General features: G+C 63.0%; 26 protein-coding genes and 1 tRNA gene. 3 read left to right on the top strand and 24 right to left on the bottom strand.

The genetic code is table 11. From position 1 onward, the window contains the following. Nucleotides 1–24: 24 nt before the first annotated feature. Nucleotides 25–1,029: a DUF2125 domain-containing protein gene (locus PVV74_RS10125; protein WP_245890475.1), complete on the top strand. Its 1,005-nt coding sequence runs from the start codon at nucleotides 25–27 to the stop codon at nucleotides 1,027–1,029. Nucleotides 1,030–1,087: 58 nt separating this feature from the next. On the opposite strand, the gene PVV74_RS10130 is transcribed toward PVV74_RS10125, so the two are convergent. From PVV74_RS10130 to PVV74_RS10245, 24 genes are all read right to left on the bottom strand, one after another. After that, nucleotides 1,088–1,693 carry an extensin-like domain-containing protein gene (locus tag PVV74_RS10130; protein WP_274593074.1) on the bottom strand — a complete coding sequence of 202 codons (606 nt, stop codon included), beginning with the start codon at nucleotides 1,691–1,693 and terminating at the stop codon, nucleotides 1,088–1,090. A 5-nt stretch (nucleotides 1,694–1,698) separates the two neighbouring features. After that, the gene (locus PVV74_RS10135) at nucleotides 1,699–2,616 is read right to left on the bottom strand and encodes a prephenate/arogenate dehydrogenase family protein (RefSeq protein ID WP_274593075.1); all 918 of its coding nucleotides are present in this window, start codon (nucleotides 2,614–2,616) and stop codon (nucleotides 1,699–1,701) included. Further along, nucleotides 2,613–3,698 carry a histidinol-phosphate transaminase gene (gene hisC / locus PVV74_RS10140; protein ID WP_274593076.1) on the bottom strand — a complete coding sequence of 362 codons (1,086 nt, stop codon included), beginning with the start codon at nucleotides 3,696–3,698 and terminating at the stop codon, nucleotides 2,613–2,615. Before hisC ends, PVV74_RS10135 begins: the two co-directional genes overlap by 4 nt. Nucleotides 3,699–3,920: 222 nt before the next feature. Then, complete coding sequence (locus tag PVV74_RS10145) at nucleotides 3,921–5,342, bottom strand: homospermidine synthase (RefSeq protein WP_274593077.1); 1,422 nt, start codon at nucleotides 5,340–5,342, stop codon at nucleotides 3,921–3,923. 84 nt (nucleotides 5,343–5,426) lie between these two features. Next, entirely contained in the window at nucleotides 5,427–6,047 is a 621-nt protein-coding gene (gene rpsD, locus PVV74_RS10150) for a 30S ribosomal protein S4 (RefSeq protein WP_103763254.1), read from the bottom strand. Nucleotides 6,048–6,259: 212 nt separating this feature from the next. Further along, on the bottom strand, nucleotides 6,260–6,727 hold the full coding sequence (locus PVV74_RS10155) for an SRPBCC family protein (protein WP_274593078.1): 468 nt from the start codon (nucleotides 6,725–6,727) through the stop codon (nucleotides 6,260–6,262). Further along, complete coding sequence (locus PVV74_RS10160) at nucleotides 6,724–7,065, bottom strand: ArsR/SmtB family transcription factor (protein WP_274593079.1); 342 nt, start codon at nucleotides 7,063–7,065, stop codon at nucleotides 6,724–6,726. The genes PVV74_RS10155 and PVV74_RS10160 overlap by 4 nt, the downstream gene beginning before the upstream one ends. A gap of 122 nt (nucleotides 7,066–7,187) precedes the next feature. After that, nucleotides 7,188–7,586, bottom strand: coding sequence for a monovalent cation/H(+) antiporter subunit G (mnhG, locus tag PVV74_RS10165; protein ID WP_103763251.1), 399 nt, complete (start codon nucleotides 7,584–7,586; stop codon nucleotides 7,188–7,190). Next, nucleotides 7,583–7,870: a K+/H+ antiporter subunit F gene (locus PVV74_RS10170; protein WP_103763250.1), complete on the bottom strand. Its 288-nt coding sequence runs from the start codon at nucleotides 7,868–7,870 to the stop codon at nucleotides 7,583–7,585. Before PVV74_RS10170 ends, mnhG begins: the two co-directional genes overlap by 4 nt. Further along, nucleotides 7,867–8,367, bottom strand: coding sequence for a Na+/H+ antiporter subunit E (locus tag PVV74_RS10175; RefSeq protein ID WP_274593080.1), 501 nt, complete (start codon nucleotides 8,365–8,367; stop codon nucleotides 7,867–7,869). Before PVV74_RS10175 ends, PVV74_RS10170 begins: the two co-directional genes overlap by 4 nt. Nucleotide 8,368: 1 nt before the next feature. Continuing rightward, nucleotides 8,369–10,021, bottom strand: a complete 1,653-nt coding sequence (locus PVV74_RS10180; RefSeq protein WP_274593081.1) for a monovalent cation/H+ antiporter subunit D — start codon at nucleotides 10,019–10,021, stop codon at nucleotides 8,369–8,371. Beyond that, the gene (locus tag PVV74_RS10185) at nucleotides 10,018–10,380 is read right to left on the bottom strand and encodes a Na+/H+ antiporter subunit C (protein ID WP_103763247.1); all 363 of its coding nucleotides are present in this window, start codon (nucleotides 10,378–10,380) and stop codon (nucleotides 10,018–10,020) included. Before PVV74_RS10185 ends, PVV74_RS10180 begins: the two co-directional genes overlap by 4 nt. After that, nucleotides 10,380–13,256: a monovalent cation/H+ antiporter subunit A gene (locus PVV74_RS10190; protein WP_103763246.1), complete on the bottom strand. Its 2,877-nt coding sequence runs from the start codon at nucleotides 13,254–13,256 to the stop codon at nucleotides 10,380–10,382. The genes PVV74_RS10185 and PVV74_RS10190 overlap by 1 nt, the downstream gene beginning before the upstream one ends. 180 nt (nucleotides 13,257–13,436) lie before the next feature. After that, nucleotides 13,437–14,501, bottom strand: coding sequence for a Hint domain-containing protein (locus PVV74_RS10195; RefSeq protein WP_274593082.1), 1,065 nt, complete (start codon nucleotides 14,499–14,501; stop codon nucleotides 13,437–13,439). 98 nt (nucleotides 14,502–14,599) lie between these two features. After that, nucleotides 14,600–15,523 (bottom strand): lipid A-modifier LpxR family protein, encoded by a 924-nt coding sequence (locus PVV74_RS10200; protein ID WP_338020421.1) that lies wholly within the window; start codon nucleotides 15,521–15,523, stop codon nucleotides 14,600–14,602. Between the two features lie 282 nt (nucleotides 15,524–15,805). Next, on the bottom strand, nucleotides 15,806–16,393 hold the full coding sequence (locus PVV74_RS10205) for a GNAT family N-acetyltransferase (protein ID WP_274593084.1): 588 nt from the start codon (nucleotides 16,391–16,393) through the stop codon (nucleotides 15,806–15,808). Beyond that, nucleotides 16,393–16,794 (bottom strand): ketosteroid isomerase-related protein, encoded by a 402-nt coding sequence (locus tag PVV74_RS10210; RefSeq protein ID WP_274593085.1) that lies wholly within the window; start codon nucleotides 16,792–16,794, stop codon nucleotides 16,393–16,395. Before PVV74_RS10210 ends, PVV74_RS10205 begins: the two co-directional genes overlap by 1 nt. Further along, nucleotides 16,791–17,252 (bottom strand): arsenate-mycothiol transferase ArsC, encoded by a 462-nt coding sequence (locus tag PVV74_RS10215; RefSeq protein ID WP_103763242.1) that lies wholly within the window; start codon nucleotides 17,250–17,252, stop codon nucleotides 16,791–16,793. The genes PVV74_RS10210 and PVV74_RS10215 overlap by 4 nt, the downstream gene beginning before the upstream one ends. 5 nt (nucleotides 17,253–17,257) lie before the next feature. Next, nucleotides 17,258–17,737 carry a UPF0262 family protein gene (locus PVV74_RS10220; RefSeq protein ID WP_103763241.1) on the bottom strand — a complete coding sequence of 160 codons (480 nt, stop codon included), beginning with the start codon at nucleotides 17,735–17,737 and terminating at the stop codon, nucleotides 17,258–17,260. Nucleotides 17,738–17,873: 136 nt separating this feature from the next. After that, nucleotides 17,874–19,178, bottom strand: coding sequence for a histidinol dehydrogenase (hisD, locus tag PVV74_RS10225; RefSeq protein WP_274593086.1), 1,305 nt, complete (start codon nucleotides 19,176–19,178; stop codon nucleotides 17,874–17,876). Nucleotides 19,179–19,257: 79 nt separating this feature from the next. After that, nucleotides 19,258–19,590, bottom strand: a complete 333-nt coding sequence (locus PVV74_RS10230; protein WP_274593087.1) for a hypothetical protein — start codon at nucleotides 19,588–19,590, stop codon at nucleotides 19,258–19,260. Nucleotides 19,591–19,742: 152 nt separating this feature from the next. After that, on the bottom strand, nucleotides 19,743–20,219 hold the full coding sequence (locus PVV74_RS10235; protein WP_274593088.1) for a DUF2948 family protein: 477 nt from the start codon (nucleotides 20,217–20,219) through the stop codon (nucleotides 19,743–19,745). Continuing rightward, on the bottom strand, nucleotides 20,216–21,484 hold the full coding sequence (gene murA, locus PVV74_RS10240) for a UDP-N-acetylglucosamine 1-carboxyvinyltransferase (protein WP_274593089.1): 1,269 nt from the start codon (nucleotides 21,482–21,484) through the stop codon (nucleotides 20,216–20,218). Before murA ends, PVV74_RS10235 begins: the two co-directional genes overlap by 4 nt. 6 nt (nucleotides 21,485–21,490) lie before the next feature. Next, nucleotides 21,491–21,661 carry a hypothetical protein gene (locus PVV74_RS10245; protein WP_170067192.1) on the bottom strand — a complete coding sequence of 57 codons (171 nt, stop codon included), beginning with the start codon at nucleotides 21,659–21,661 and terminating at the stop codon, nucleotides 21,491–21,493. A gap of 89 nt (nucleotides 21,662–21,750) precedes the next feature. Here PVV74_RS10245 and PVV74_RS10250 point away from each other — a divergent pair. Both PVV74_RS10250 and PVV74_RS10255 read left to right on the top strand, forming a co-directional pair. After that, nucleotides 21,751–21,825, top strand: a tRNA-Thr gene (locus PVV74_RS10250). A 79-nt stretch (nucleotides 21,826–21,904) separates the two neighbouring features. After that, nucleotides 21,905–23,431, top strand: a complete 1,527-nt coding sequence (locus tag PVV74_RS10255) for a DUF6538 domain-containing protein (protein ID WP_274593090.1) — start codon at nucleotides 21,905–21,907, stop codon at nucleotides 23,429–23,431. Nucleotides 23,432–23,520 lie beyond the last annotated feature (89 nt).

Below are 23,520 nucleotides of genomic sequence, written 5' to 3' on the forward strand. Positions count from 1 at the left end.
GCTCGGAAGAAGGCTGATAGGCAGATGCGCGGCATGTTGATCCTGATCGTGGTGGCGGCCCTGGCATGGTCCGTCTACTGGGCCGTCGGCTCCACCGGCGCGACCAAGGCGTTCGAGGCGTGGTTCGAGGGCCGTCGCGCCGATGGCTGGGTGGCCGAGTATTCCGACCTCACGACCCGCGGCTTCCCCAACCGCTTCGACACCACCTTCACCGATGTCAGCCTCGCCGACCCCGACACCGGCCTTGCGTGGGAGGCACCGTTCTTCCAACTCTTCGCGCTCAGCTACAAGCCCAACCACATCATCGCCGTCTGGCCCGATCATCAGCTGGTCGCGACGCCCCGGGCCAAGTACGACGTGACCAGCACGGACATGCGCGCCAGCCTTGTTACCCGCGCCGCGCCGGGCCTGCCGCTGGATCGCCTGACCCTGACCGCCGAAAATCTCGCCATTCAGCCTGACACCACCGTCCAGCCGACCACCGCCGACAGCCTGACGCTCGCCGCCGAACGCTCGACCGCCGCCGACAGCAGCTATCGCCTGGGCCTCAACGCCGACGGGTTTACCCCTGCGCTCGACTGGCGTGTCAAGGTCGATCCCGGCGACACCCTGCCCGACTCGCTCGAGGCGCTGTCGATAGACATGACCGTGGCGTTCGACAAGCCCTGGGACCTCTCGGCGATCGAGGACGCCCGCCCCCAGCCCCGCCGCATCGAGCTCAAGCTGGCCGAAGCCCGCTGGGGCCGGCTGGAATTGCAGGCCGCGGGCGAGGTCACGGTCGACGCCGCCGGCATTCCCACGGGCGAAATCACCGTCAAGGCGCGCAACTGGCGCGACATCCTGCGCCTCGCCGTGGACAGCGGCGCGCTGCCACAGGGCTTTGCCGGCACGCTCGAAGACGGCCTCGCGCTGGTGTCGCAAATGGCCGGCAACCCCAAGACGCTCGACATTCCGCTGGGTCTGCGCGATGGCCGCGTCCTATTGGGCCCGGTGCCCCTCGGCCCCGCGCCAGTGCTGCGCCTGCGCTAGAGGCCAAAAGATTTCAGAAATCTTTTGGCAAATCTTTTTGCAAAAGATTTGATACGCCCTATCGACAGTAGGACCCGCTCCGGTAATCTGCCGTGTCGAAATGGAAGTGATCGCGGTGATACCCGTCTGATCCCGGCCCCAGAACCGTGCCGAACGGCCCGCAGGCCGAGCCATGCAACTGCCGCAAGATCTTGCCGCGCTTGCCCGTGCCCCAGTCGTTCAGAACCGAGATATCCGTGCCATCACGCAACAGAAAGGCCGAGATGTCGATCGCGTTGCCCTTGGAATGTTCCGACAGCCGCGCGCCGCGCTTGTGATTGCGCGTCCGGCACACGTAATGCGCCGCGACCTTCAGGCTTCTGACGCCGCCGCCGGTATTGCCGACAATCGGCTTCATGTCGTTCTTCACCCAGGCGTTCAGCGTCCGCGCTGTCTTGCAGTTCATCGTCGCGGGCTGGCTCAGCAGAACCCCGCCGACAGCATCCACCTCGACCGCATTGGCGATCCCGCAGGCCCCGTTTCCGGGCACATCGCCCACCACCACGCCCTGTATCGACGGGTCGCCGCAGACAGCCCCCCGCGTGACCAGTTCGGGGTCATCCCCCTTGCCGCCGCCAAACGAACAACTTGCCAGAAAAACTGGAAAAATCCACGCCAAGCGCATCCTGCTCAACCCTTTTTCACGCGCCCGAAATCCGGCGCATCCGTATCTTGCCCGGCCTCGATGATACCACGCCGGATGCTGCGCGTCCGCGTGAAATAATCATACAGCAGATCACCGTCCCCGGTGCGGATCGCCCGTTGCAACGCGAACAGCTCCTCGGTGAAACGCCCCAGCACTTCCAGCGTCGCCTCCTTGTTGGTCAGGAACACGTCGCGCCACATGGTGGGGTCGCTGGCGGCAATCCGGGTGAAGTCGCGGAACCCCGCGGCGGAATACTTGATGACCTCGCTGTCGGTCACCCGGCGCAGGTCGTCGGCCACGCCGACCATCGTATAGGCAATGAGGTGCGGCGTATGGCTGGTCACGGCGCAGACAAGGTCGTGATGGTCGGCATCCATCTCGTCGGTCCTTGCGCCCATCGCCTGCCACAAAGCCTCCAGCCGCTCCACCGCCGCGCGGTCGCTGCCCTCCACCGGCACGATCAGGGTGTACTTGTTCTCGAAAAGCTCGGCAAAGCCCGAGCGTGGCCCCGAATGTTCGGTCCCGGCCATCGGGTGGGCCGGTACGAAATGCACGCCTTGCGGCAAATGCGGACCAACCGCCTCGATCACCGCCTTCTTGACCGAGCCGACGTCGCTGACGGTGGCGCCCGGCTTCAGCGCCGGCGCTATCTCTTCGGCCACCGCGCCCATCACGCCCACCGGCACGCACAGCACCACCAAGTCCGCACCCTCCACGGCCTCGGCAGCGCTATCACAGACCCGGTCGCACAGCCCGATCTCGCGTGCCACATCGCGGGTCTCCTGCGACCGGGCATATCCCGTGACCTCGCCCGCCAGACCCGCGCGCTTCATCGCCCAGAACATCGACGACGCGATCAGCCCCAGCCCGATCAGCGCAACCCGGTCATAGATCACGCTCATTCCGCGTCTCCCATGAACTGCCCTACCGCATGGGCCACCCGGCGCGAGCTGGCCTCGTCACCAACGGTGATCCGCAGGCAATGCGGCAGGTTATAGCCTGCCACCCGGCGCACGATCAGACCCTCGGATTTCAGGTACTCGTCACAGGCCTCGGCCTGCTCCTGATCGGCAAAGCGGGCGAGAACGAAATTCGCCAGGGACGTGTCCGACGGGACGCCATGCCCGGCCAGCGCCTCTGCCAGCCACGCCCGCATCCGCGCATTGTCCGCGCGGCATTTGTCGACCCAGGCCTGGTCGCGCACCGCGGCCTCGGCGGCGACCAGCGCCGACTGGCTCAGGTTGAACGGCCCGCGCACCCGGTTCAGAACATCCACCACATGTGCCGGACCATACCCCCACCCCACGCGCAGCCCGCCCAGCCCGTAGATCTTGGAAAAGGTCCGCGTCATCACCACGTTTTCGCGCGCATCGACCAGCCCCGCGCCACCGTCGAACCCCTCGACATACTCCGCATAGGCGCCATCCAGCACCAGCAGCACGTGCTCCGGCAGCCCCTCGGCCAGCCGGGCGATCTCGCCGTCGCCTATCATCGTGCCGGTCGGATTGTTGGGGTTGGCGATGAACACCAGCCGCGTGCGCTCGGTCACCGCGGTCAGAATCGCATCCACATCCGTCACCCGCTCGCGCTCGGGCACCTCGACCGGCGTCGCGCCATTGGACAACGCCGCGATCTTGTAGATGGCAAAGCCATGCTCGGTATGAATGACCTCATCGCCCGGCCCGGCATAGCACTGGCACAGCAGCGACAGGATCTCGTCACTGCCCACGCCACAGACGATGCGGTCGGCATCCAGCCCGTGCACGTCGGCAATCGCACCCCGCAGGCTGGCATGGTCGGTCGACGGATAGCGGTGCAGATCATACGCCGCCTTGCGAAACGCGTCCTTCGCCGCCTCGCTCGGCCCGAACGGGTTCTCGTTCGAGCTCAGCTTGACCACGTTGCTTACCCCCTCCACATGGCTCGACCCGCCCACGTAAGGGGCGATGTCCAGTATTCCGGGCTGGGCAGTGATATTGGTCATGTGATGTCATTCCTCACGGGGCAGCGGCACACCGCCCAGGGGCCGCAGCGGCCCTGAACGGATGGTCATGTTCCGCATTACCGAGACGCGCGCGCCCTGACCAGCCCCACCAAGTCAAATCGCACCAGATGCGGCGCGAAGACCACGCCGCGTGCATTGAAATACCAGCGTAGACGTCCACGTTCCGCACCCCGGCGCGGAATCAGTGGCAAAGCCCGCCCCTCACGACGCAAGCACGTTCCGGAAAAGCCATGGATCGCTCTCGTCGATATCCTCGGGGAAATGCTCCCACCGGTCCTGCAACGGTGTCCAGTCGGTGTAATGCGCCTCCACCGGGCCCAGATACGGCCGCTGCACCTCGAGGCACCGGGCGTGGTCCATCTCATCGGTCTCCACGATGCCCGCCTCGGGGTTCTCCAGCGCCCAGACCATGCCCGCCAGAACGGCACTCGTCACCTGAAGGCCAGTGGCGTTCTGATAAGGCGCGAGGTCCTTGGTTTCCTCGTTCGACAGGCGCGAGCCATACCACATCGCGTTCTTCTCATGCCCATAGAGCAGCACGCCCAGCTCGTCGATGCCGGTCACGATCTCGTCCACGTCCAGAATCTCGTGCGTCGTCTGCTGCCGCCCCGCCCCGAACATCTCGTGCAGCGACAGCACCGCATCGTCACAAGGGTGATAGGCATAGTGGCACGTGGGCCGGAACTCGGGGTCCTCCGGCGCGCCCACGGTGTAGAAATCGGAAATCGAAATCGCCTCGTTATGGGTCACCAGAAAGCCGAATTGGGGCCCCGGCGTCGGGCACCACGTGTGCACACGCGTAATCGCCCCGGGCCGTTCCAGCCAGATGCCGGCGCGGCACCCCGTGTCATGACTGTGCCCGTTCTCCGGGAACCACGTCTCATGCGTGCCCCAGCCCAGCTCGGCGGGCTGGAACCCTTCGGCGATGAACCCCTCGACCGACCAGGTGTTGACGAAATGCCCCCGCGGCCGTGGCTCGGCGCGCGCCTGCGTGTCACGCTCGGCAATATGCACGCCCTTGACGCCCAGCCCCTGCATAAGCTTGGCCCAGCCTTCACGGTCCTTCGGCGCCTCCGCGTCCTTGCCGGTGTCCTTCGCCAGCGTCAGCAACGCTTCTTTCACGAACCAGCTGACCATCCCGGGGTTGGCCCCGCAACAGCTCACCGCCGTGGTCCCGCCCGGATTGGCCGCCTTCTCGTCCCGCACCGCCTGCCGCAAGGCATAATTCGTACGCGCCGCATTGTCCTGCGTGTCGAAGTAATAGCCCGCCCACGGCTCCACCACCGTGTCGATATACAGAACGCCCTGCTCGCGGCAGAACTTCATCAGGTCGAGCGACGAGGTATCCACGCTCAGGTTCACCACGAACCCCTTGCCCGGCTCGATCAGCCCGCCCAGCAATTCGCGATAATTCTCCGCCGTCACCGCCTCGGGGACAAAACGCAGCCCAAGCTCGCGCAAAGCCTCGTGATTGGCCGCGTTCGGCTCGATTACCACGAACTTGTCCGCGTCATAGTCGAAATGCCGCTCGATCAGCGGCCACGTTCCCTTCGCGATCGACCCGAAGCCGATCATCACGATGGTCCCGTCGATGCGCCCGTACTTTGGAAAGTCCTGTGCCATGCTCTGCGTCTCCTCCACTTACAAATGCAAAAGGCCGCGCCCAGCGGCGCGGCCTTCCGGATCAGGTGCGGCAGACCTAAAAACTTAGTTCTGCGCGTAGAATTCGATGACCAGGTTCGGTTCCATCATCACCGGGTACGGCACGTCGCCCAGGCTGGGTGTCCGCACGAAAGTCGCGGTCAGCTTGGAATTGTCCACGTCGATATAGTCCGGCACGTCGCGCTCGGGCAGCTGCGTGGCTTCCAGGATAGCGGCCATCTGCTTGGAACGGTCGCGAACCTCGATCACGTCGCCTTCCTTAACACGGTAGGACGGGATGTTCACCAATTGACCATTCACGCGGACGTGACGGTGGTTCACGAACTGACGCGCGGCAAAGATGGTCGGCACGAACTTGGCGCGGTAGACGACCGCGTCCAGCCGACGCTCCAGCAGGCCGATCAGCAGCTCGCCGGTGTCGCCTTTCAGACGCTCGGCCTCGCGGAAGATGCGGCGGAATTGCTTCTCGGTCAGGTCACCGTAATAACCCTTCAGCTTCTGCTTGGCGCGCAGCTGCAGGCCGAAGTCGGAAATCTTCGCCTTGCGGCGCTGGCCGTGCTGGCCGGGGCCGTATTCGCGGCGGTTGACCGGGGATTTCGGACGCCCCCAGATGTTTTCGCCCATCCGGCGGTCGATCTTGTATTTGGCAGCCGTTCTCTTTGTCATCGACTGATCTCCTTCGTTTAAGGTTTCGAAGGGCGTTGTCCTCTCCGTGGATTTTGCCACGGCGACAGGCATCCCCTTGCGGGGGCCACCAACACCAATGAAGCCGCGCTTATATAAGGGTTCGTGGTGGAGTCAACACGTCGCTTCGCCCAACCCGCAAGTTTCCCGCAGCGCAGGAGTAAGGTGGGTGAAAACCCACGCGCCCTCACGTCCTACTTCAAGCTCTGCGCATACTCTTCCAGCTGCGTGGCCACCGTGCCCCAGCCATCGAAGAACCCCATGTCCTCGTGGGTTTTCTTCGCCTCGGGCGACCGGTGCCGCGCCGTCGCGGTATAGATCGTGCCGCCATTCCCGTCGTCTTCCAGATCCAGGATCGCCGTCATGAACGGGTCCGGCACGGGCACCCAGCCCTCGGTATAAGTGTCAGTAAAGACCAGCCGTTCCATCTCGACCACCTCCAGGTACACCCCCTTGTTGTCCATCAGGTGTCCCTCCACGTTCATCACTGTGTTGAACCGCCCGCCCACGCGCAGGTCGATCTCGCAGCTTTCGATGCTGTGCGGCTTGGGCACGAAGAAGTTCTTGATGTGCTCCGGCGTGGTCCAGCACTCCCAGATCAGCGCGCGCGGCGCGTTCAGGGTTCGGGTAAAGCTCAAGTCGGTCTCGGGGTTCAGGTTCATGTCTTTCGGTCCCTCATCAGGGTTGCAACATAATCGTCCAGCCGGTCCAGCCGGCCCTCCCAGATCCGCCGCTGCTCGCTCAGCCAGTCATCGACCGGGGCGAACGCGTCCGGGGCAAGGGCAAACGTCCGTGTCCGGCCCTGCTTGTCGGAGGTGACCAGCCCGGCCTCCTCCAGCTTTCTCAGATGGCCCATGAAGGACGGCAGCGCCATGTCATGCGGCGCGGCCAGTTCGCTGACACTCGCCGGGCCGCGGACCAGCCGCTCAAGGATCACCCGCCGCGTCGGATCGCCCAGCGCGGAAAAACACAGGTCCAGCTTCGAATCAAACTTAGCCATATGCCTAAGTAACCGGATCACCAAGACCGTGTCAATAAAACTAAGCCAATAAGCTAACTTTCAGCGGAAGTTCACGTAGGGTGGGTGAAAACCCACGCGCCGCCCACCTCGCAGGCCGCGCCCTACTCCCGCGCCTTTGCCGCGTCCGCCTCGGCCTCTTTTTCGACGTCCGGATCCGTCAGCGTCGACCATGTGTCGTCACGCGGCGGGCTGGGCGGTGTCTCGCAGGCCCGTTTGTGGATGTTCACCTTGGCGATGAAATGCGCCGAAATGGGTGCCGTGACGAACAGGAACGCCATGATCAGCGGCTCGTGATAAGACCTGTCGCCGACCAGGAACGAGTGGATCATCGACGCCAGCAGGAACATCCCGATCCCCAACGTGCCCACCTTCGTGGGCGCGTGCAGGCGCGTCATCGGATCGTTGAACTTCAGCAGGCCGAACACACCGACCAACACGAATCCCGATCCCACCAGCAGGCAGAACGCGACAGAAAGATATCCGATATCCATGGCAGTCATTCGATGATGTCCCCCCTCAGGATGAACCGCGCCAGCGCAACCGTGGACACGAAACCCAGCATCGCGATCAGCAGCGTGACCTCGAAATAGACCTGCACGCCCTGGAAGATGCCCACCATCACCACCAGCCCCAGCGCGTTGATCACCATCGTGTCCAGCGCAAGGATCCGGTCGCCCGGTGTCGGCCCAATGACAAGGCGCACCATCGACAAAAGCTGCCCCAGCGCCAGCGCCACGAAAGAGATGACGATGGCAATATCCATGATGTCAGATGGCGAACTCATGCGAAAATCTCCTCCAGCCGGGCCTCGTAGCGGGTCTTGATCTCGTCGCGCACCGAGTCCGGGTCATCGGTGTGCAGCACATGCACCAGCAGGCTGTGCCCCTCGTCCGACAGGTCCGACGACACCGTGCCGGGCGTCAGGGTGATCGTGCCCGCCAGGATGGTGATCGCCTCGGGCTTCACCAGGTCCAGTGGCACCACGATCCACGCCGGTTTCAGCTTGGAATTCGGCACCGTCAGCACGATCCACGCCACCTGCAGGTTGGCGATGATGATATCGTAGATCACGATCAGGCCATAGGTGAACATGCGGAACAGGTTGAAACCCTTGGGCGTATCCGGCCACCAGATCGACGTCATCCACGGGATGATGATGCCCAGGATCAGCCCGAACACCGCCATGCCGGCGGAAAATCCGTTCTGCAAAAGGACCCAGACCAGCGTCAGCAGCAGGGTCAGAAACGGATGCGGGAACACCCAGTAGAACGCGCGTGTCATGTCAGTGCCCCCCGCTCTCTTGTTCGTCCGCGCCATGGCCCTCATCGCTCTCGCCATGGGCCGCGTCGTCGCCATAACCGTCGTCGCCATGGTCGTCATCGCCATAGCCACCCTTGGCCTTGTCCTCGGGCCGGCCCAGCTTGCCCGGCGTCTCCAGAACCGTCGACTTGAGCGGCTCGGGCGCGAACAGCTGCGCCGAGATCGCCTTGGTATAGCCATGCACCTGACCGGCAAAGACCGTGTGCGCGATCAACAGCGCGATCAGCCCGCCAACAGCGACATAGCTCAGTGCGGACGGGGCGGCCACCACGGGCGCCCCCTCGGGCCGCGCGATGCTGCGCGCCTTCCAGAACACATTGCTGCCAGCACGTGCAAACCCCACGACGCTGATCAGGCTGGACACCAGCACCACCGCCCAGATCCACGGCATCTGCGCACTGTCATAGGCGGCATCCAGCACCAACAGCTTGCCCAGGAAGCCCGACAGCGGCGGCAGGCCCGCCATGGCAATCGCGCCCACGAAAAACATCCCCGCGGTCAGCGCCGCGCCCGACACCGGCGGCTGCGCCGTCAGGGTCAGGTTGTCCCGCCCCGCCCTTGCAAGGTCGGTGATCAGGAACAGGATCGCGCCCGCCAGCGTCGAATGCACGATATAGTAAAGCGCCGCCGCGATCCCGTCCTCGGTAAAGAGCGCAATCGCCACCATCACCATGCCCATCGACCCGATGATCGAAAAGGCCACCAGCCGGTCCAGCGTCTTGGCGGCCAGCACGCCGATCATACCTATCGCCAGCGAGATCAGCGCGGCAGGCATCAGCCACACCACGTGCAGCCCCGCCGTCGCCTCCAGGTCGGGCGGAAAGATCATCGTGTAGACCCGGATGATGGCATAGGCCCCCACCTTGGTCATGATCGCAAACAGCGCCGCCACGGGGGCCGGTGCCTCGGCATAGCTCGACGGCAGCCAGAAATGCAGCGGCACCAGCGCCGCCTTGATCGCAAAGACCAACAAGAGCAGCACGGCAGCCACCCGGATACCCACCGTCTCCTCCGCGCCGATCTGCGTCACCCGCTCGGCTAGGTCCGCCATGTTCAGCGTCCCGGTCTCGGCATAGATCGAGCCCAGCGCGAACAAGAACAGCGTCGAGCCGATCAGGTTATACAGAACATACTGCACCCCCGCGCGAAGCCGCTCATTGCCGCCCCCATGGATCATCAGGCCATAGGAGGCGATCAGCAGCACCTCGAAGAACACGAACAGGTTGAAAAGGTCGTCCGTCAGGAACGCCCCCATGATGCCCATCAGCTGGAACTGGAACAGGGCGTGGAAATGCCACCCCCGCTCGTCCCATCTCGACCCGATGGCATACAGCAGCACGAACAGCGCCAGAACGGACGTCAGCAGTACCATCATCGTCGACAGCCTGTCGCCCACCAAAACGATCCCGAACGGCGCGGCCCAGTCGCTCAGCTGGTACAGCATCACGTCGCCATCCGACACGGACCAGGCCAGGCTGGCCGAAATGGCGATCAGTGCTACGACACCCGCGACCGAGAACGCCCGCTGGATGCCGAAATGAAACCGTGCGGCCAGCACGATGAACGGCGCCAGCAGCGCCGGCAGCACGACGGGCGCGATAATCCAATGGGTCATTGCTGGCCCTCCGCCTGCGCGTCGTTTTCGTCTTCTTCCGGCTGGTCGTCCACGTGATCGTCATCCGCACCAAGGAACGACCCCAGCGCGATCATCACCACCACAGCCGTCATCCCGAACGAGATCACGATGGCCGTCAGCACCAGCGCCTGCGGCAGCGGGTCGGTATAGGTCTGGACCCCGTCCACCAACACCGGCGGCGCCCCGACGGTCAGCCGCCCCGAGGCGAACAGGAACACGTTCACAGCATAGGTCAGCAGCGAGATCCCAAGGATCACCGGGAATGTCCGCAGCCGCAGCACAAGGTAAAGCCCGCCCGCGGTCATGACGCCGATGGCAGATGCAACAAGAAACTCCATCAGACAGGCCCCCCGCTCGCGCCCACCGTTTTCGGCGGATCATCCCTCGACGGGTCAATATCCATCGGATGCTCGGTATCCGGCGTATGCGCCCGCCGCGCCAGCCGCGAGAAGCTCTCCAGCGACAGCATCACCGCGCCCACGACCGCCAGGAACACACCCAGGTCGAACAGCGCCGCCGTCGCCAGCTCGAATTTCTCGAACGGCGGAATGCGCACATAGGTGAAATCCGAGGTCAGGAATGGCTTGCCCACGAACCACGAGCCGATGCCGGTCAGCCCGGCGATCAGCACGCCCGCGCCGATCACCCCGTGATATGGGTATCGCAACCGCTGCGAGGTCCAGGCAAAGCCGCTTGCCATGTACTGCATCACCACGGCGATCGACACGACCAGCCCGGCGATGAACCCGCCACCCGGCTCGTTATGGCCGCGCAGGAAGATGTAGAAGCCGACCATCAACACCACCGGCATGATCACACGGGTCAGGACCACCATCATCATCGGATGCATGTCCCCCGCCCGCGGCTGGTCCGGTTTGCGGTTCAGCAGCCGCGCCCGCACATTGCTGTTCAGCAGCGTCTCGGTCAGCGCATAGATCAGCAGCGCGGCGATCCCCAGCACGATGATCTCGCCATAGGTGTCAAAGCCCCGGAAATCGACAAGGATCACGTTCACCACGTTGGTGCCGCCGCCCCCTTTATAGGAATTGGCCAGGTGATACTCGGAAATCGGGCTGCTGACCGCATCGCGCAGAAGATAGTGATAGGATAGCGCAAAGGTCGCCAACCCGCCGACGATCCCCATGCCCGCATCGCGCACCCGGCGTAGCAGGCTGCTTTCCACGGGCGTCGTCTTGGGCAGGAAATTCAGCGCCAGAAGCAACAGGATGATCGTCACCACCTCGACGGTGAACTGCGTCATCGCAAGGTCCGGCGCGCTGAAGAAGATGAAGCCCACAGACACCATCAGCCCCACGATCCCGATCAGGATAAGCGAGAAGAAACGATTGCGATGCAAGATCACCAGCGCGCCCGTGGCGGCCACCAGCATCAGCCACCCGGCTATTGCCACGGCACTCGGCGCCTGCATCGCCCGCGTGGCTTCGGCCACCGTGCCCGTCGCCCAGGCATAGTATCCCGCCACGATGATTGCCGCCGACCCCACGGCGGCATAGCGCGTGAAAGATCCGTTGTGGATCGGATGGATCAGCGCCCGCGCCCCCGCCGCCGCCGTCTCGACGATCCACTCGAAGATCACCTTGGCCTCGGGGCGTGGCGCCGCGTCCCACAGCTTCAGCAGCGGCTTGAACAGCAGCAGCACGATCAACCCGCCCACCACGGCGGCGATCGACATGTAAAGCGCCGGCACCAGCCCGTGCCAGATCTTGATGTATTTCACTTCCAGCGGCTCGACCCCGCCAATCACGGCCTTGGCCACAAGGAACACGAAATCCTGCACCAGGAAGGGTGCGGCCCCGATCACCACCACCAGCACCACCAGGATCGCGGGCGGCAGCCACATGCCCGCCGGCGGGTCATGCGGCTTGGCCGGGTAATCGTCGCGCACCGGGCCCAGGAACGTGTGCGAAATGAAGCGGAAGCAATACGCGGCCGAAAAAAGCGAGCCGATGACGGCCAGCGCCGGCACGAACCACCACGTGTCGAACAGCACCGTGTGGTTGGCCTCCTCCAGCATCATCTCCTTCGACAAGAAGCCATTGAGGAACGGTATCCCCGCCATCGACAGCGCCGCCAGCGTGGCGATGACGAACGTCACCGGCATCAGCTTCCGCAACCCACCGAGCAGACGGATATCCCGCGTATGCGCCTCGTGGTCGATGATCCCGGCGGACATGAACAGCGCCGCCTTGAACGTCGCGTGGTTCAGGATGTGAAACACCGCCGCCATCGCGCCAAACGCCGTGCCCGTGCCCAGCAGCATCGTGATCAGGCCAAGGTGGCTGACCGTCGAGAACGCCAGCAGCGCCTTCAGGTCGTGCTTGAACAGCGCAATGACCGCGCCCAGCACCATCGTGATCAGCCCTGCCGTTGTGACGATCACGAACCACTCGGGCGTGCCCGACAGCACGGGCCACATCCGCGCCATCAGGAAGATGCCCGCCTTCACCATGGTGGCCGAGTGCAGGTAGGCGCTGACCGGCGTCGGCGCGGCCATCGCGTGCGGCAGCCAGAAATGGAACGGGAACTGCGCCGACTTGGTAAAGCACCCCAGCAGGATCAGGATCAGCGCCGGCACATACATCGGGTCGGCCTGGATCATCTCGCGGTTTTGCAAAATCACGCTCAGGTCATAACTGCCCACGATCTGGCCCAGGATCAGCATCCCACCGATCATCGCCAGCCCGCCCATGCCGGTCACGGCCAGCGCCATCCGAGCGCCTTGCCGGCCCTCGGGCAGGTGCTTCCAATAGCCGATCAGCAGGAAGGACGACAGCGAGGTCAGCTCCCAGAAAACCAGCAAAAGCAGGATGTTATCGCTCAGAACGATCCCCACCATCGCGCCCTGGAACAGCAGCAGATAGGTGAAAAACTCGCCCATATGGTCTTCGCGGCTCAGGTATTGCCGGCCATAGGCGATGATCAGCATCCCGATGCCAAGGATCAGAAAGGCGAAGAAAAAGCCCAGCCCGTCCAGCATCAGCGTAAAGTTCAGCCCCAGCGCCGGCATCCAATCGATCTGCGCCATCACCGTTCCACCGGCCAGAACCGTCGGAAGGTTGGTCAAAAGCCCGATGAACGCGGCCAGCGAAACAGTGAACGTGACGCCCGCACAGGACGACCGGCCCGCCGAATTCATCAAGCCCGGCAGAAGGGCGCCGAAGAACGGAAGTGCTACGATAAAGAAGAGGGACACGCGAACTCCTTGGCGTAACAGTTTCGTAAATTCCGACCTAAACTGCATCCCAGCGACGAAAGCGCAAGGAAAAACGACCGAAATTGTCGGTTATAATCGTGCGTTATCGCACCATAAAATCAGGTGCATGTGTCACGGCGCCCGCGCGGCGGCGAGGCCGTGACAATCTGTCCGGGCGGCTCAGGCCGCCTCGTGCTGAAGGATCGCCGCCTCAGACGCGCTCAGGTTGCGCCGCGCGAAGCCACCGTAGGTTTGCGGCTCGAACTCCAGCGTCGGATTGTACTCCAACAGCCGCTTGCGGTCCTCGCCGTCCAGTGCCTGAAGCGACGCGGACGCGGGATGAAAGCTCTCGGTCTCCACCCCGTTGGCCCACAACACCTGATGCCGCGGCAACAGCAGGTGCACATAGGTCACCTCACGCACCGCGAGGTCGATGGCGATGTTGCGCCCGTTCACAAGGTCCTTGGCCGACACCAGCACCTCGGGCGTGTTGTAAAGCGCCTGCGCGATCTCGCCCTGCACCAGCATCCGATGCTCGGGACTGACCAGCAGTTCCTCGTCCGGCCGCTCGACGCCCAGCGCCCCGGCGCGAATGCGCACCGGCCGCAGATGCGGCATCGCGAACAGGCGCGCGCCGCTCATCCGGCGGCTGCCGATCCACTGGATCTCCTCCGCGCCGTTGTCCTTGGTCTGCACGTAGTCACCTTCGCGCAGTTCCTCGACCAGCCGCGGCCCGTCCGGTGTCTCGATCCGCGTGCCGGGGGTGAAACAGATCACCCCGCCGCTTTCCACGTCGGTCGTCTGGCTGCGATGCGCGCCCAGCGACTGGTGCACGATCCACATCTCGGTATTCCTTGGCGGAATCTCGTCCAGGAACATCACCAGAGGCGGTGCGCCATGCCCCACATCGATCACGGTGATGGTGTAGCTTCGGACCCCGTTGGTTACCACGAACCCAGAGTCCATCAGCGGCTCGTGCACCTCGACTTCGTCCAGTTTCGTCGTGCCCGTGCGTGCCGCCGTCACCAGCCGCCGCACCAGCTTTGCCGCGCATTTGCGGCTCATTGCGTCCCTTTCCGTCCGCTCAAGGCGCAGTACTTCATTGGGTCCGTCCACCCGCACCAGATCCCCGCGCCAGGACCATGCGGCCCCCACGTTAAGAGACTGGACAGGAGCGGCTTCCAAACCGTCCACTTCCGTCTGCGACCAGGAGATGACGAACGCGCCCCGAAAGGTCGTTCCCATTGCCTGTATGCCTGCCTTCTTTAGTCTTTTTTTGTCTTTTTGTAGCGGCACGCTAGCAAAAACGAATCAGCCTGCAAAGTGTTAACAAAGGGTTACGTTCAAAATCTCAGGCGCAGTCGCAGCGATCCCACAAGCTGGCTTTCCTCCTGGGCCTCGAATTCCTCGCCCAGCCAAGTCAGCCCGTAGAAGATCGTGCTGCCGCCTTTGCCCTGCCAGTTGACCCCGCCGCGGACCCGCGTCCGCGCATCGGTCAGCTGAATGCCCCGGTCGCGATTCAACAGCACGCTGCTGTCCACATAGGCCACGTCGGCCCCGAAGACAAAGCTCGCACCCGGCGCCTCGACGCCCTGCACGGCAACGTAGCGCTGCCCCGTCACCGGGTCCCGCACCAGCAATCCGTCACGACCGCGCTGGCCAATCGTCAGGTCGAACCCCACCCGCGCCAGCGTCTCGAACCCCCAGCGCCCCTCGACAAACGGCCGGATTTCGGCATTGCCTCCCATGTCAAAGGCACGGCCGGTCTCCATCACCAGTTCCGGGTTCACGTCGTCGCTGACCTGGTTGCGGCGCACGCGGTCCGAAATATTTCGCCCGCCCAGCACGTCGTGCAGGTTGCGCTGGAAATCGTCCAGCCCGGTCTGCGGCCCGGTCACGTTCACATCGACGCCCACGGCGAAATCCATCGGTCCCCGTGCGAAATGCGTGTGCAGCCCGACCGAAAGAACCCCGGCAAAGGGCCGGTCACCGGCCGCAGGATTGGTGAGGTTCTGCGGCGAGACGATGCGCCCGCCCAGACGCAGCTCCAGCACTTCGCCGAAGCCTTGCGGCAAACGCCCGCTCCAGCCCGGCCCCCAGACCCGGCTGGTCGTCAGCGATCCGGTCTGCCAGCGGTCGTGAAAATCACCACCGATGTCATTGGTTGTCAGCCAGCCAAAGCCGATACGCTCGCGCGGGCCTGCCTCTGCGGCATGGCCGGTCAAAAGAACCGCAAAAAAGGTCAAAAACGCTGCAAGGCGGCGCATCATGTCTATCCGTCCAAATCCCATCGCCCCCCGGCCCTGAACTGGTACACCGAAAGCCCCGCACTGGACTATCGGGAAAGATCCGAATTTCCGCACCGTGGGCTTCGCGCAACAATGGGACGCCTCGTCCCGGGCCTGCCCCGGGACCTTGCCGCGTTTGCCGTGTTCCGGCCGGGTTTTGCGGCAACACGGACCGCGCAATGCGTTAACCCGTGCCGGCGGACAATCGCACCGACGCCGTACCACCCGGATACCGACGCGGGTTTGAACATTCGGCTGGCGTCAACCTTCGAGTCGCCGCATCCAGAATTGCAACGGGTGGTCGGTCTCTTCCGGCTGGTCGATATCCTTCCAGCGATAGGTCGCGACGGCCCCTTCGACCGGCGCATATCCCCGCTTGCGCCAGAATCCGTCCAATGGTTGGTAAGTCTCTGGCCGCAAAGGATGATCCTTGGGTCGCACCACACCGCAAAAGGCAACATAGCGGTGCCCCAGAGCCCGCGCATGGGCCTCCCGCGCGTCAAAGAACGCGTGGCCCAGCCCGCGCCCCCGGTACGCGGGCAGCAGAACACTCTCGGCACAATAAAAGATATCTTTCATATCAATGTCTTGCCCAGAAAAAGCTGCTGCGAAATCCTCGGCATGATCCTCCATAGGCGTCCCCGTCGAGGCCCCGACAAGACGTTCCCCGTCGAACGCCGCCACCACGATTGCGTCCTCGCTCTGCCGGTAAGGCTCAAGGTACGCCCTCTCATAGGCGACGTCGCCATCGTAAAGGTATGGAAAGTCACGAAAAACCGTAATCCGTAGCTGCGCCACGTCATCCAGCGCAGCCAACAGGTTTTCGCCGGTCAGCCGCTCCACCCGCATCAGGCGCTGACCTGTTTGGTCCAGTCGGCAAGGTTGTAATACGTCACGACCCGCGTGATCTTGTTGTTTTCCAAAGAGAAAAACGACCCCGCCGGCAGCTTGTAGGTCTGCCCGTGCGCCTCCGGCAGCCCTTCGTCGGTGGCGAGGTAGGTGCCGTTCACCACGAATTCCGCCGCGCCCCGCGTGCCGTCTTCGGCCTCGAAAATCACCATGTTATCAAGGTGTTCACGGTAGCATCGGTTCATGTGCTCACAGAACGCGGCAAAGGCCGCCTTGCCTGTCCGCACCTGCCCTTCATTGACGTGGTGCGCCACATCCTCGCTCAGGCATTCCAGCATACCATCCACGTCACCGTTGTTGAACGCCTGAAAGTAAGCCTCGATCACGTTTTTCGCAGTCATTTCATATCCTTGGGGTCGCCCCACCGTCGTTTGAGATGTTCCACTATCTGGTCCCGGGTCTGGCGGTAAGCGTTCAATTTCGCCTCTCGCGATTCGCCCAGTCCGGTCGGGTCCAGGATCGGCCAATAGACCACGTCGAGATGAAAAACCCGTGTCAGATCAAGAGCTTTGCGCTGGCTCGCCGGACTCAACGCCACAACCAGATCGAACGAGGACAGGTCGTCGCCCCACTGTTCCATCTCGTCAAAGCTTCGGGTCCGGTGCCGGGCAAGCTCGACTCCGATCTCGTCGCAGACCGCGATCGAGAACCCGTCGATGTCCATATCACCCTTGACCCCGGCGGACTGGACATAAGTATCGGTTCCATAGAGCTTTTTCATGATGCCCTCGGCCATGGGCGAGCGCGCGGAATTATGGTCGCAGCAAAACAGAACGGACTGAGGAAGCTCCTCGACCATCTGGGTCAGCTCCCGAAGTGCAGCACGCAGATCAGCGTGAACAGACGCCGCGCGGTATCGTTGTCGACCTTCGCCTTGCCTTCCAGCCGCTCTTCCAGCACCCGGGCACCTTCGTTGTGAATGCCCCGGCGAGCCATGTCGATGGTCTCGATCTGGCTCGGCGGCATGTTCTTAACCGCGTCGAAATAGCTTTCACAGATCGCCCAGTAATCCTTGACCACTTGTCTAAATGGCGACAATGAAAGGTGAAATTCCGCCGCTGGCGCGTCATCCTCGGTGCGGATGTCGAACACCAATCGCTTCTCGCGGATCGACAGCCCGACGCGATAAGGCCCGTCGGGCGCAACCCGGTCATCCCGGATCGGCAGGCTGAAAGAGTTCTCCTCAATCAGGTCGAACATGGCCACTTTCCGCTCCTGCTCGATCTCGGGCGTGGGCGGGGGCAGGTTGGCATCATCCAACTCGATATGACAGATATGGCTCATGGGTGTTCTCTTCGGCAGTCTTGTTCCTGCCTACCCCAGCAATCGTTAGCGGGCAATGCAGCCGAACGTCCTGAGGTGGCGTTTTTGCGACGCTGTGACCCGCGAGGCGGGCCGAAAGGCCCGAAGCGCGCGCCACCTAGCCTTCGTTCAGCTTGTCCAGTCGCGCCCGCACGCTTAGCCCATGTGCCTCCAGGCTTTCGGACTGCGCCAGTGTCTCCGCCGCCGGTCCGATCGCCTTCAGCGCGCCGGGTGTGATACGCGCCATCGTGGTTTTCTTCATGAAATCCAGAACGTTGAGGCCGCTGGAAAACCGTGCCGAGCGTGCCGTGGGCAGCACGTGATTGGGCCCGCCAACGTAGTCGCCAATCGCCTCGGGTGTCCACGCGCCCAGGAACATCGCGCCTGCATGCGTGATCTTGTCGGCCAGCCGTTCCGCCTCGGCCACGCATAACTCCAGATGTTCAGGCGCGATCCGGTCGGCGAGACGCGCTGCCTCGTCCATGTCCGCGACCACGATCACCGCGCCGAAATCGCGCCAGCTTGCCCCGGCGATGGCACGGCGTTCCAGCGTTTCCAGCCGCATCTCTATGGCCGCTTCCACCGCGTCGGCGAACGCCGGGTTGTCGGTAATCAGCAAAGCCTGCGCGCTTTCGTCGTGTTCCGCCTGGCTCAGCATGTCGAGCGCGATCCAGTCCGGCTCGTTGTCGCGATCCGCGATCACAAGGATCTCCGAGGGCCCGGCGATCATGTCGATGCCAACCCTGCCGAAAACCCGCCGCTTGGCCGCAGCGACATAGGCGTTGCCCGGTCCCGTAATCTTGTCGACAGGTGCGATGGTTTCGGTGCCATAGGCCAGCGCCGCAATCGCCTGCGCACCGCCCACTCGGTAGATCTCGTCGACACCGGCGATCTGTGCGGCAGCCAGGACGGCGGGATTGGCCACACCGTCCGGCGTCGGCACCACAATGGCAAGCCGCTCCACCCCCGCCACCTTGGCAGGAATCGCGTTCATCAGAACCGAAGACGGGTAGGACGCCAGCCCGCCCGGTACGTAAAGCCCCGCCGCGCTGACCGCCGACCAGCGCCAGCCCAGCGTCGCGCCGCATTCATCCTGCCACGATGCATCCTCGGGCAACTGACGTTCGTGATAGGACCGGATGCGCGCAGCCGCCAGTTCCAGCGCCGCCATCTCGTCCGGCGGCACGTCTGCGACCAGCGCGGCAACCTCTTCCGCCGTGAACCGCAACCTGTCCGGGGTCAGGTCCAGCCTATCGAACTTCGCCGTCAGTTCGAGCAGCGCCGCATCGCCACGCGCCCGGACATCCGCGATGATGCTGGAAACGGTCTCGTCCACGTCAGGGCTGTCTTCGCGCTTGGCGCTCAACAGCGCAGCGAACCGCGCCTCGAAATCGTCATCCTTGGTGGTCAGTCGCACCGGCATGGGCATTCTCCTATTGCCGCGCAGACTTAGACCGACGCCTGCCGCGCCTCAAGTGCCTTCGCTTTTCAAAACGGCGCCCCTATAGCGCAAGGCTGGCCGTGTAATCGGCCAAAATACGCAAGCCCGAAGGTGTGGTGTCCGCAATCACTCGCCGGACGAACCCGATGGCCCCTTCGCAGTAGAGGCCGGGATCCTCTTCATTCGACCGCAGATAGGCTTGCATGGCCGGAGTCGTCTCGCCGTCCGCCTCGCGCCAGCCTTTCAGGAAGATATGCCAGTCTTCTTCCGAAGGTTTCTCGAAGGTCTCCGGCATACCCCGCCCCGTCGCCAAGGCCGCGAACTGTGCGGTCAGCCAACGGCCATGCAGGTCGGGCTCGATCCGGCTCAGTTCGACCCGGTTCAGCTTGCTCAATCCGCCATTGGCGACAACAAGACACAGATTCGGCGTTTCCAACAGTCAGCGATTGCATGACGAAGTAAAAGAGAACGACGCCAAGCGGTATGGCGACAAGGACGAAACGCACAACATTCATGCCCGTCGGTCCCGTTTGCGGCAATGCCGCGTCAGGCGTCGTGGTCCGGCGCCTTGCCGGACGGTGAACGATAGGGGCGCGTGACATCCCGCAGCGTGACTTCCAGCGCCTCGATCCGTGCCCGCAAGGCTCCGTCACCCGCCAGCGTCAGCGTCACGTAGCCTGCAACGTCCTCGGCACTGTCGGGTTCGAACCGCACGGAGAGCACCGACAGGATCACATCAGGGTCGTCGCGGTCCAGCCCTTGGCTGGAGACGCCTTCGACATTGTCAATTACCAGAAGCGTGCGCACCCGCTCGGCCCCGTGCCGCGCCCGCGCGCCGTCTTCCCAGCGAAACCGGTTGATCAACAGCGCCAGCCGGCGCTCGCGGGGACGCCACGCCATGTCTTGCAGGGTAAAGACCGCGTCCTGTACCAGACTCGACACCACGTCGAGATCTTCGGCATCGAAGGCCCCCAGGTTCAGCGGCGCCTCGCGCCCGTCTTCGAAACGTGCATCTTCGGTCATTCGCCTTGCACCCGCTCTATCCGTGCGCCGACATTGCCCAGCTTTTCCTCGACCCGCTCATAGCCGCGGTCCAAGTGATAGACCCGGTTGACCAGCGTCTCGCCCTCGGCCGCCAGTCCCGCCAGGATCAGTGAGACGCTCGCCCGCAGATCAGTCGCCATGACCGGCGCGCCTTTCAGACGCTCCACGCCGGTCACTGTGGCTGTGCCGCCATGAACGTCTATCTTCGCGCCCATCCGCATCAGTTCGGGCGCGTGCATGAAACGATTCTCGAAAATCTTTTCTTCCAGAACGCTGGTGCCCTCGGCGGTGCACATCAGCGCCATCATCTGCGCCTGAAGATCGGTCGGGAAGCCCGGAAACGGCTCGGTCACCACGTCGACGGCGCGCACCCGGCCATTTTTCCGCGCGACCTTGAGGCCCACGTCGGTCTCTTCAACGGAGACACCGGCGGCGTCCAGCCTTTCGCAAAATGCCTCGACAAGGTCGATCCGCCCGCCCAGGCATTCCACCTCGCCGCCGCAAATCGCAGGTGCCAGCATGAACGTGCCCAACTCGATCCGGTCGGTCACCACCGGATGGGTCGCCCCGTGGAGGCGGTCTACCCCCTGGATGGTGATCTCGCTCGTACCCTCGCCCTCGATTTGCGCGCCCATCTTGCGCAGGCATTGCGCAAGGTCGACGATCTCGGGCTCGCGCGCCGCATTCTTCAATACCGTGCTGCCCTTGGCCAGAGTGGCCGCCATCAGCGCGTTTTCCGTCGCCCCGACCGACACCAGCGGAAAGTCCACGACACCGCCTTCAAGGCCACCGGGCGCCTTCGCATGCACGTATCCTTCTTTCAGCTCGAGCTCCGCGCCCATCGCCTCAAGCGCCTTAAGGTGCAAATCCACAGGCCGTGCCCCAATGGCGCATCCGCCCGGCAGCGACACCACCGCGTGGCCGTCCCGCGCCAGCATCGGCCCCAGCACGAGGATCGAAGCGCGCATCTTGCGCACGATGTCGTAATCGGCCACGTGGCTGTCCAGATCATGGCTCGACATCGCCAGAACCTGGCCGTCCTGAAGCGTCGTCACCTCCGCGCCCAGCGATTGCAAAAGCGCGGTCATCGTCTTGATGTCCGACAGGCGCGGCGCGTTGGTCAGCGTCAGGGGCTCCTCGCTCAGCAGCGTTGCCGGCATCAGCGTCAGGCACGCGTTCTTTGCCCCGGCAATCGGGATTTGCCCCTGAAGAGGGCCATTGCCCGTCACGAGTATCGAATCCATGTCGTTTTATCCGCCCTTTTTCTTGTCCTGGCCTGCCTCCGGCCCCTCCTGTCCCGACGCCTTGCCGCGCGCCTGTGCCTTTCGGCGGGCCAGGTTCGCTTTCAGCGCAGCCTTCAGCCGGTCCTCGCGACTTTGCTGGGATTTGGCGCCTGATTTGGGCGGGGGGTTCGTGCTCATGGCGCCTGTCTACAGCAGTCGCTAAAAACCGTCTAGATTACGCTTGCACGAATGCACGGAACGGTCTAATCACCCCGCCACGAACCGGCGCTGCTGTAGCTCAGTGGTAGAGCGCACCCTTGGTAAGGGTGAGGTCGGGAGTTCAATCCTCCCCAGCAGCACCATGAAAACACCAACAAACACAAATACTTGCGCAAAATCAGCGCCTTGCGCTTGTCGACTCCTACACAGGAGTCCTACACAGTGACCCTGATTATGCCCCGTCCTGTAAAAGACCCAGAGAGCGGAATCTACTACATCCGCGTGCGCGTTCCGACTGATCTAGCGGCCTCCTTCGGACGAAAAGAGGTGTCGAAATCGTTGCGAACGCGTGACCCTGCCGAGGCCAAGGAACGCTTTGCTATTGAGTATGCGGCCATTCAATGCCGCTGGGCTGCCCTGCGGGCCAAACCAGAACCACTCTCACTCAAACAAATCGTCAGCCTGTCAGGACGAGTCTATCAGCGCCTTATGGCAAACTTGGATGAAGAACCCGGTGAAACGGCGATCTGGGAACACGTTGCCCGATTGAACAAGCAGGCGGCGAGCGACGAGAGCGCGTTGGAACTGTGGTATGGTGAGAGCGTGGACGAGATCTTGTTCGAAGAGGGCATTGCCGTTGATCAGACATCGCGGAAGCGCTTGATCACAGAAACCCAGCGCGCATGGGAACAAGCCACCGAACAACTGCACAAACGATCACGGGGAGATTTCTCAGCCGACCCGAACGCCAACCGGTTCCCAGAATGGGCACCGAAAAAGAGATCCTCGCAGTCAGCTTCGGGGCCGACGCTTTCAGACCTCTTCGATAGGTGGAAGAAAGATCACCTCGCCAACGGAAAAACTGAGAATACTGTCAAGGATTTCGCCCAGAAGTTGGAAGTCCTCAAGAAGTATCTGGGTCATGAGGATGTTGAACGCATCTCTCCGCGAGAAATTTCCGAATGGACGGACTATCTGCGGCATGAAAAGGGGCTGGCAGCCAAAACGGTTGGAGCGAAATACCTTGCAGCGGTGAAGTCAGTTTTCCAACTGGCTCGCTCCAAATTCCTTATAGAAAGCGACCCGACAAAAGACGTCACAATCAAGGTTCCCAAGAAGATCAAATCGCGGTCGTCTGGCTTCACTGAAGAGGAGGCGACACGCGTCTTGTCTGCGGCGATCACGGTCTTTGACCAGTCGCCCAAGATGGCACACCACAACAAACTCGCTTGTCGCTGGGTGCCTTGGATATGCGCCTACACAGGAGCAAGGGCGGGAGAAATAACCCAGCTTCGTAAAGAAGACCTGACCATCATAAATGGAATTCCGCAACTCACCATCACACCAGAAGCTGGAAGCGTTAAAGCAGGTATGTATCGGGACGTGCCGGTCCACCCACATCTTCAGGAGATTGGCCTTCTGGACTTTATCAGAAGCGCGAAGAGCGGCTATCTTTTCCACTCAGGGGCCTCCACCACAGCAGAAGCAGTGAGGCGCTCAAACAACGCGAGAGACAAGATTGCGGTCTGGGTGCGAGACAACGTTGGCATCACCGATGAGCGTATACGGCCGAACCATGCGTGGCGGCATAGGTTCAAGACATTGGGTCGCAACGCGGATATTGCTCCAGAATACCTCGGGGCCATTCAAGCCCATTCCGGGCGCACAGCTGGGGAAAACTACGGGGAGTATCCAGTCGAAACGCTCTACAGAGAGATTTGTAAGATTCCGCGCATTAACATATCCTAAGGATTGCAGAAAAAACGACGTGGCATTTATGCTAGCGTCTAGTGCCAACAGCGAGCCGAGTTCGCCGTTGAGTTGCCAAACAAGGTTGA

This window comes from Roseovarius sp. SK2 (assembly GCF_028807495.1).
GTDB lineage: Bacteria > Pseudomonadota > Alphaproteobacteria > Rhodobacterales > Rhodobacteraceae > Roseovarius > Roseovarius confluentis.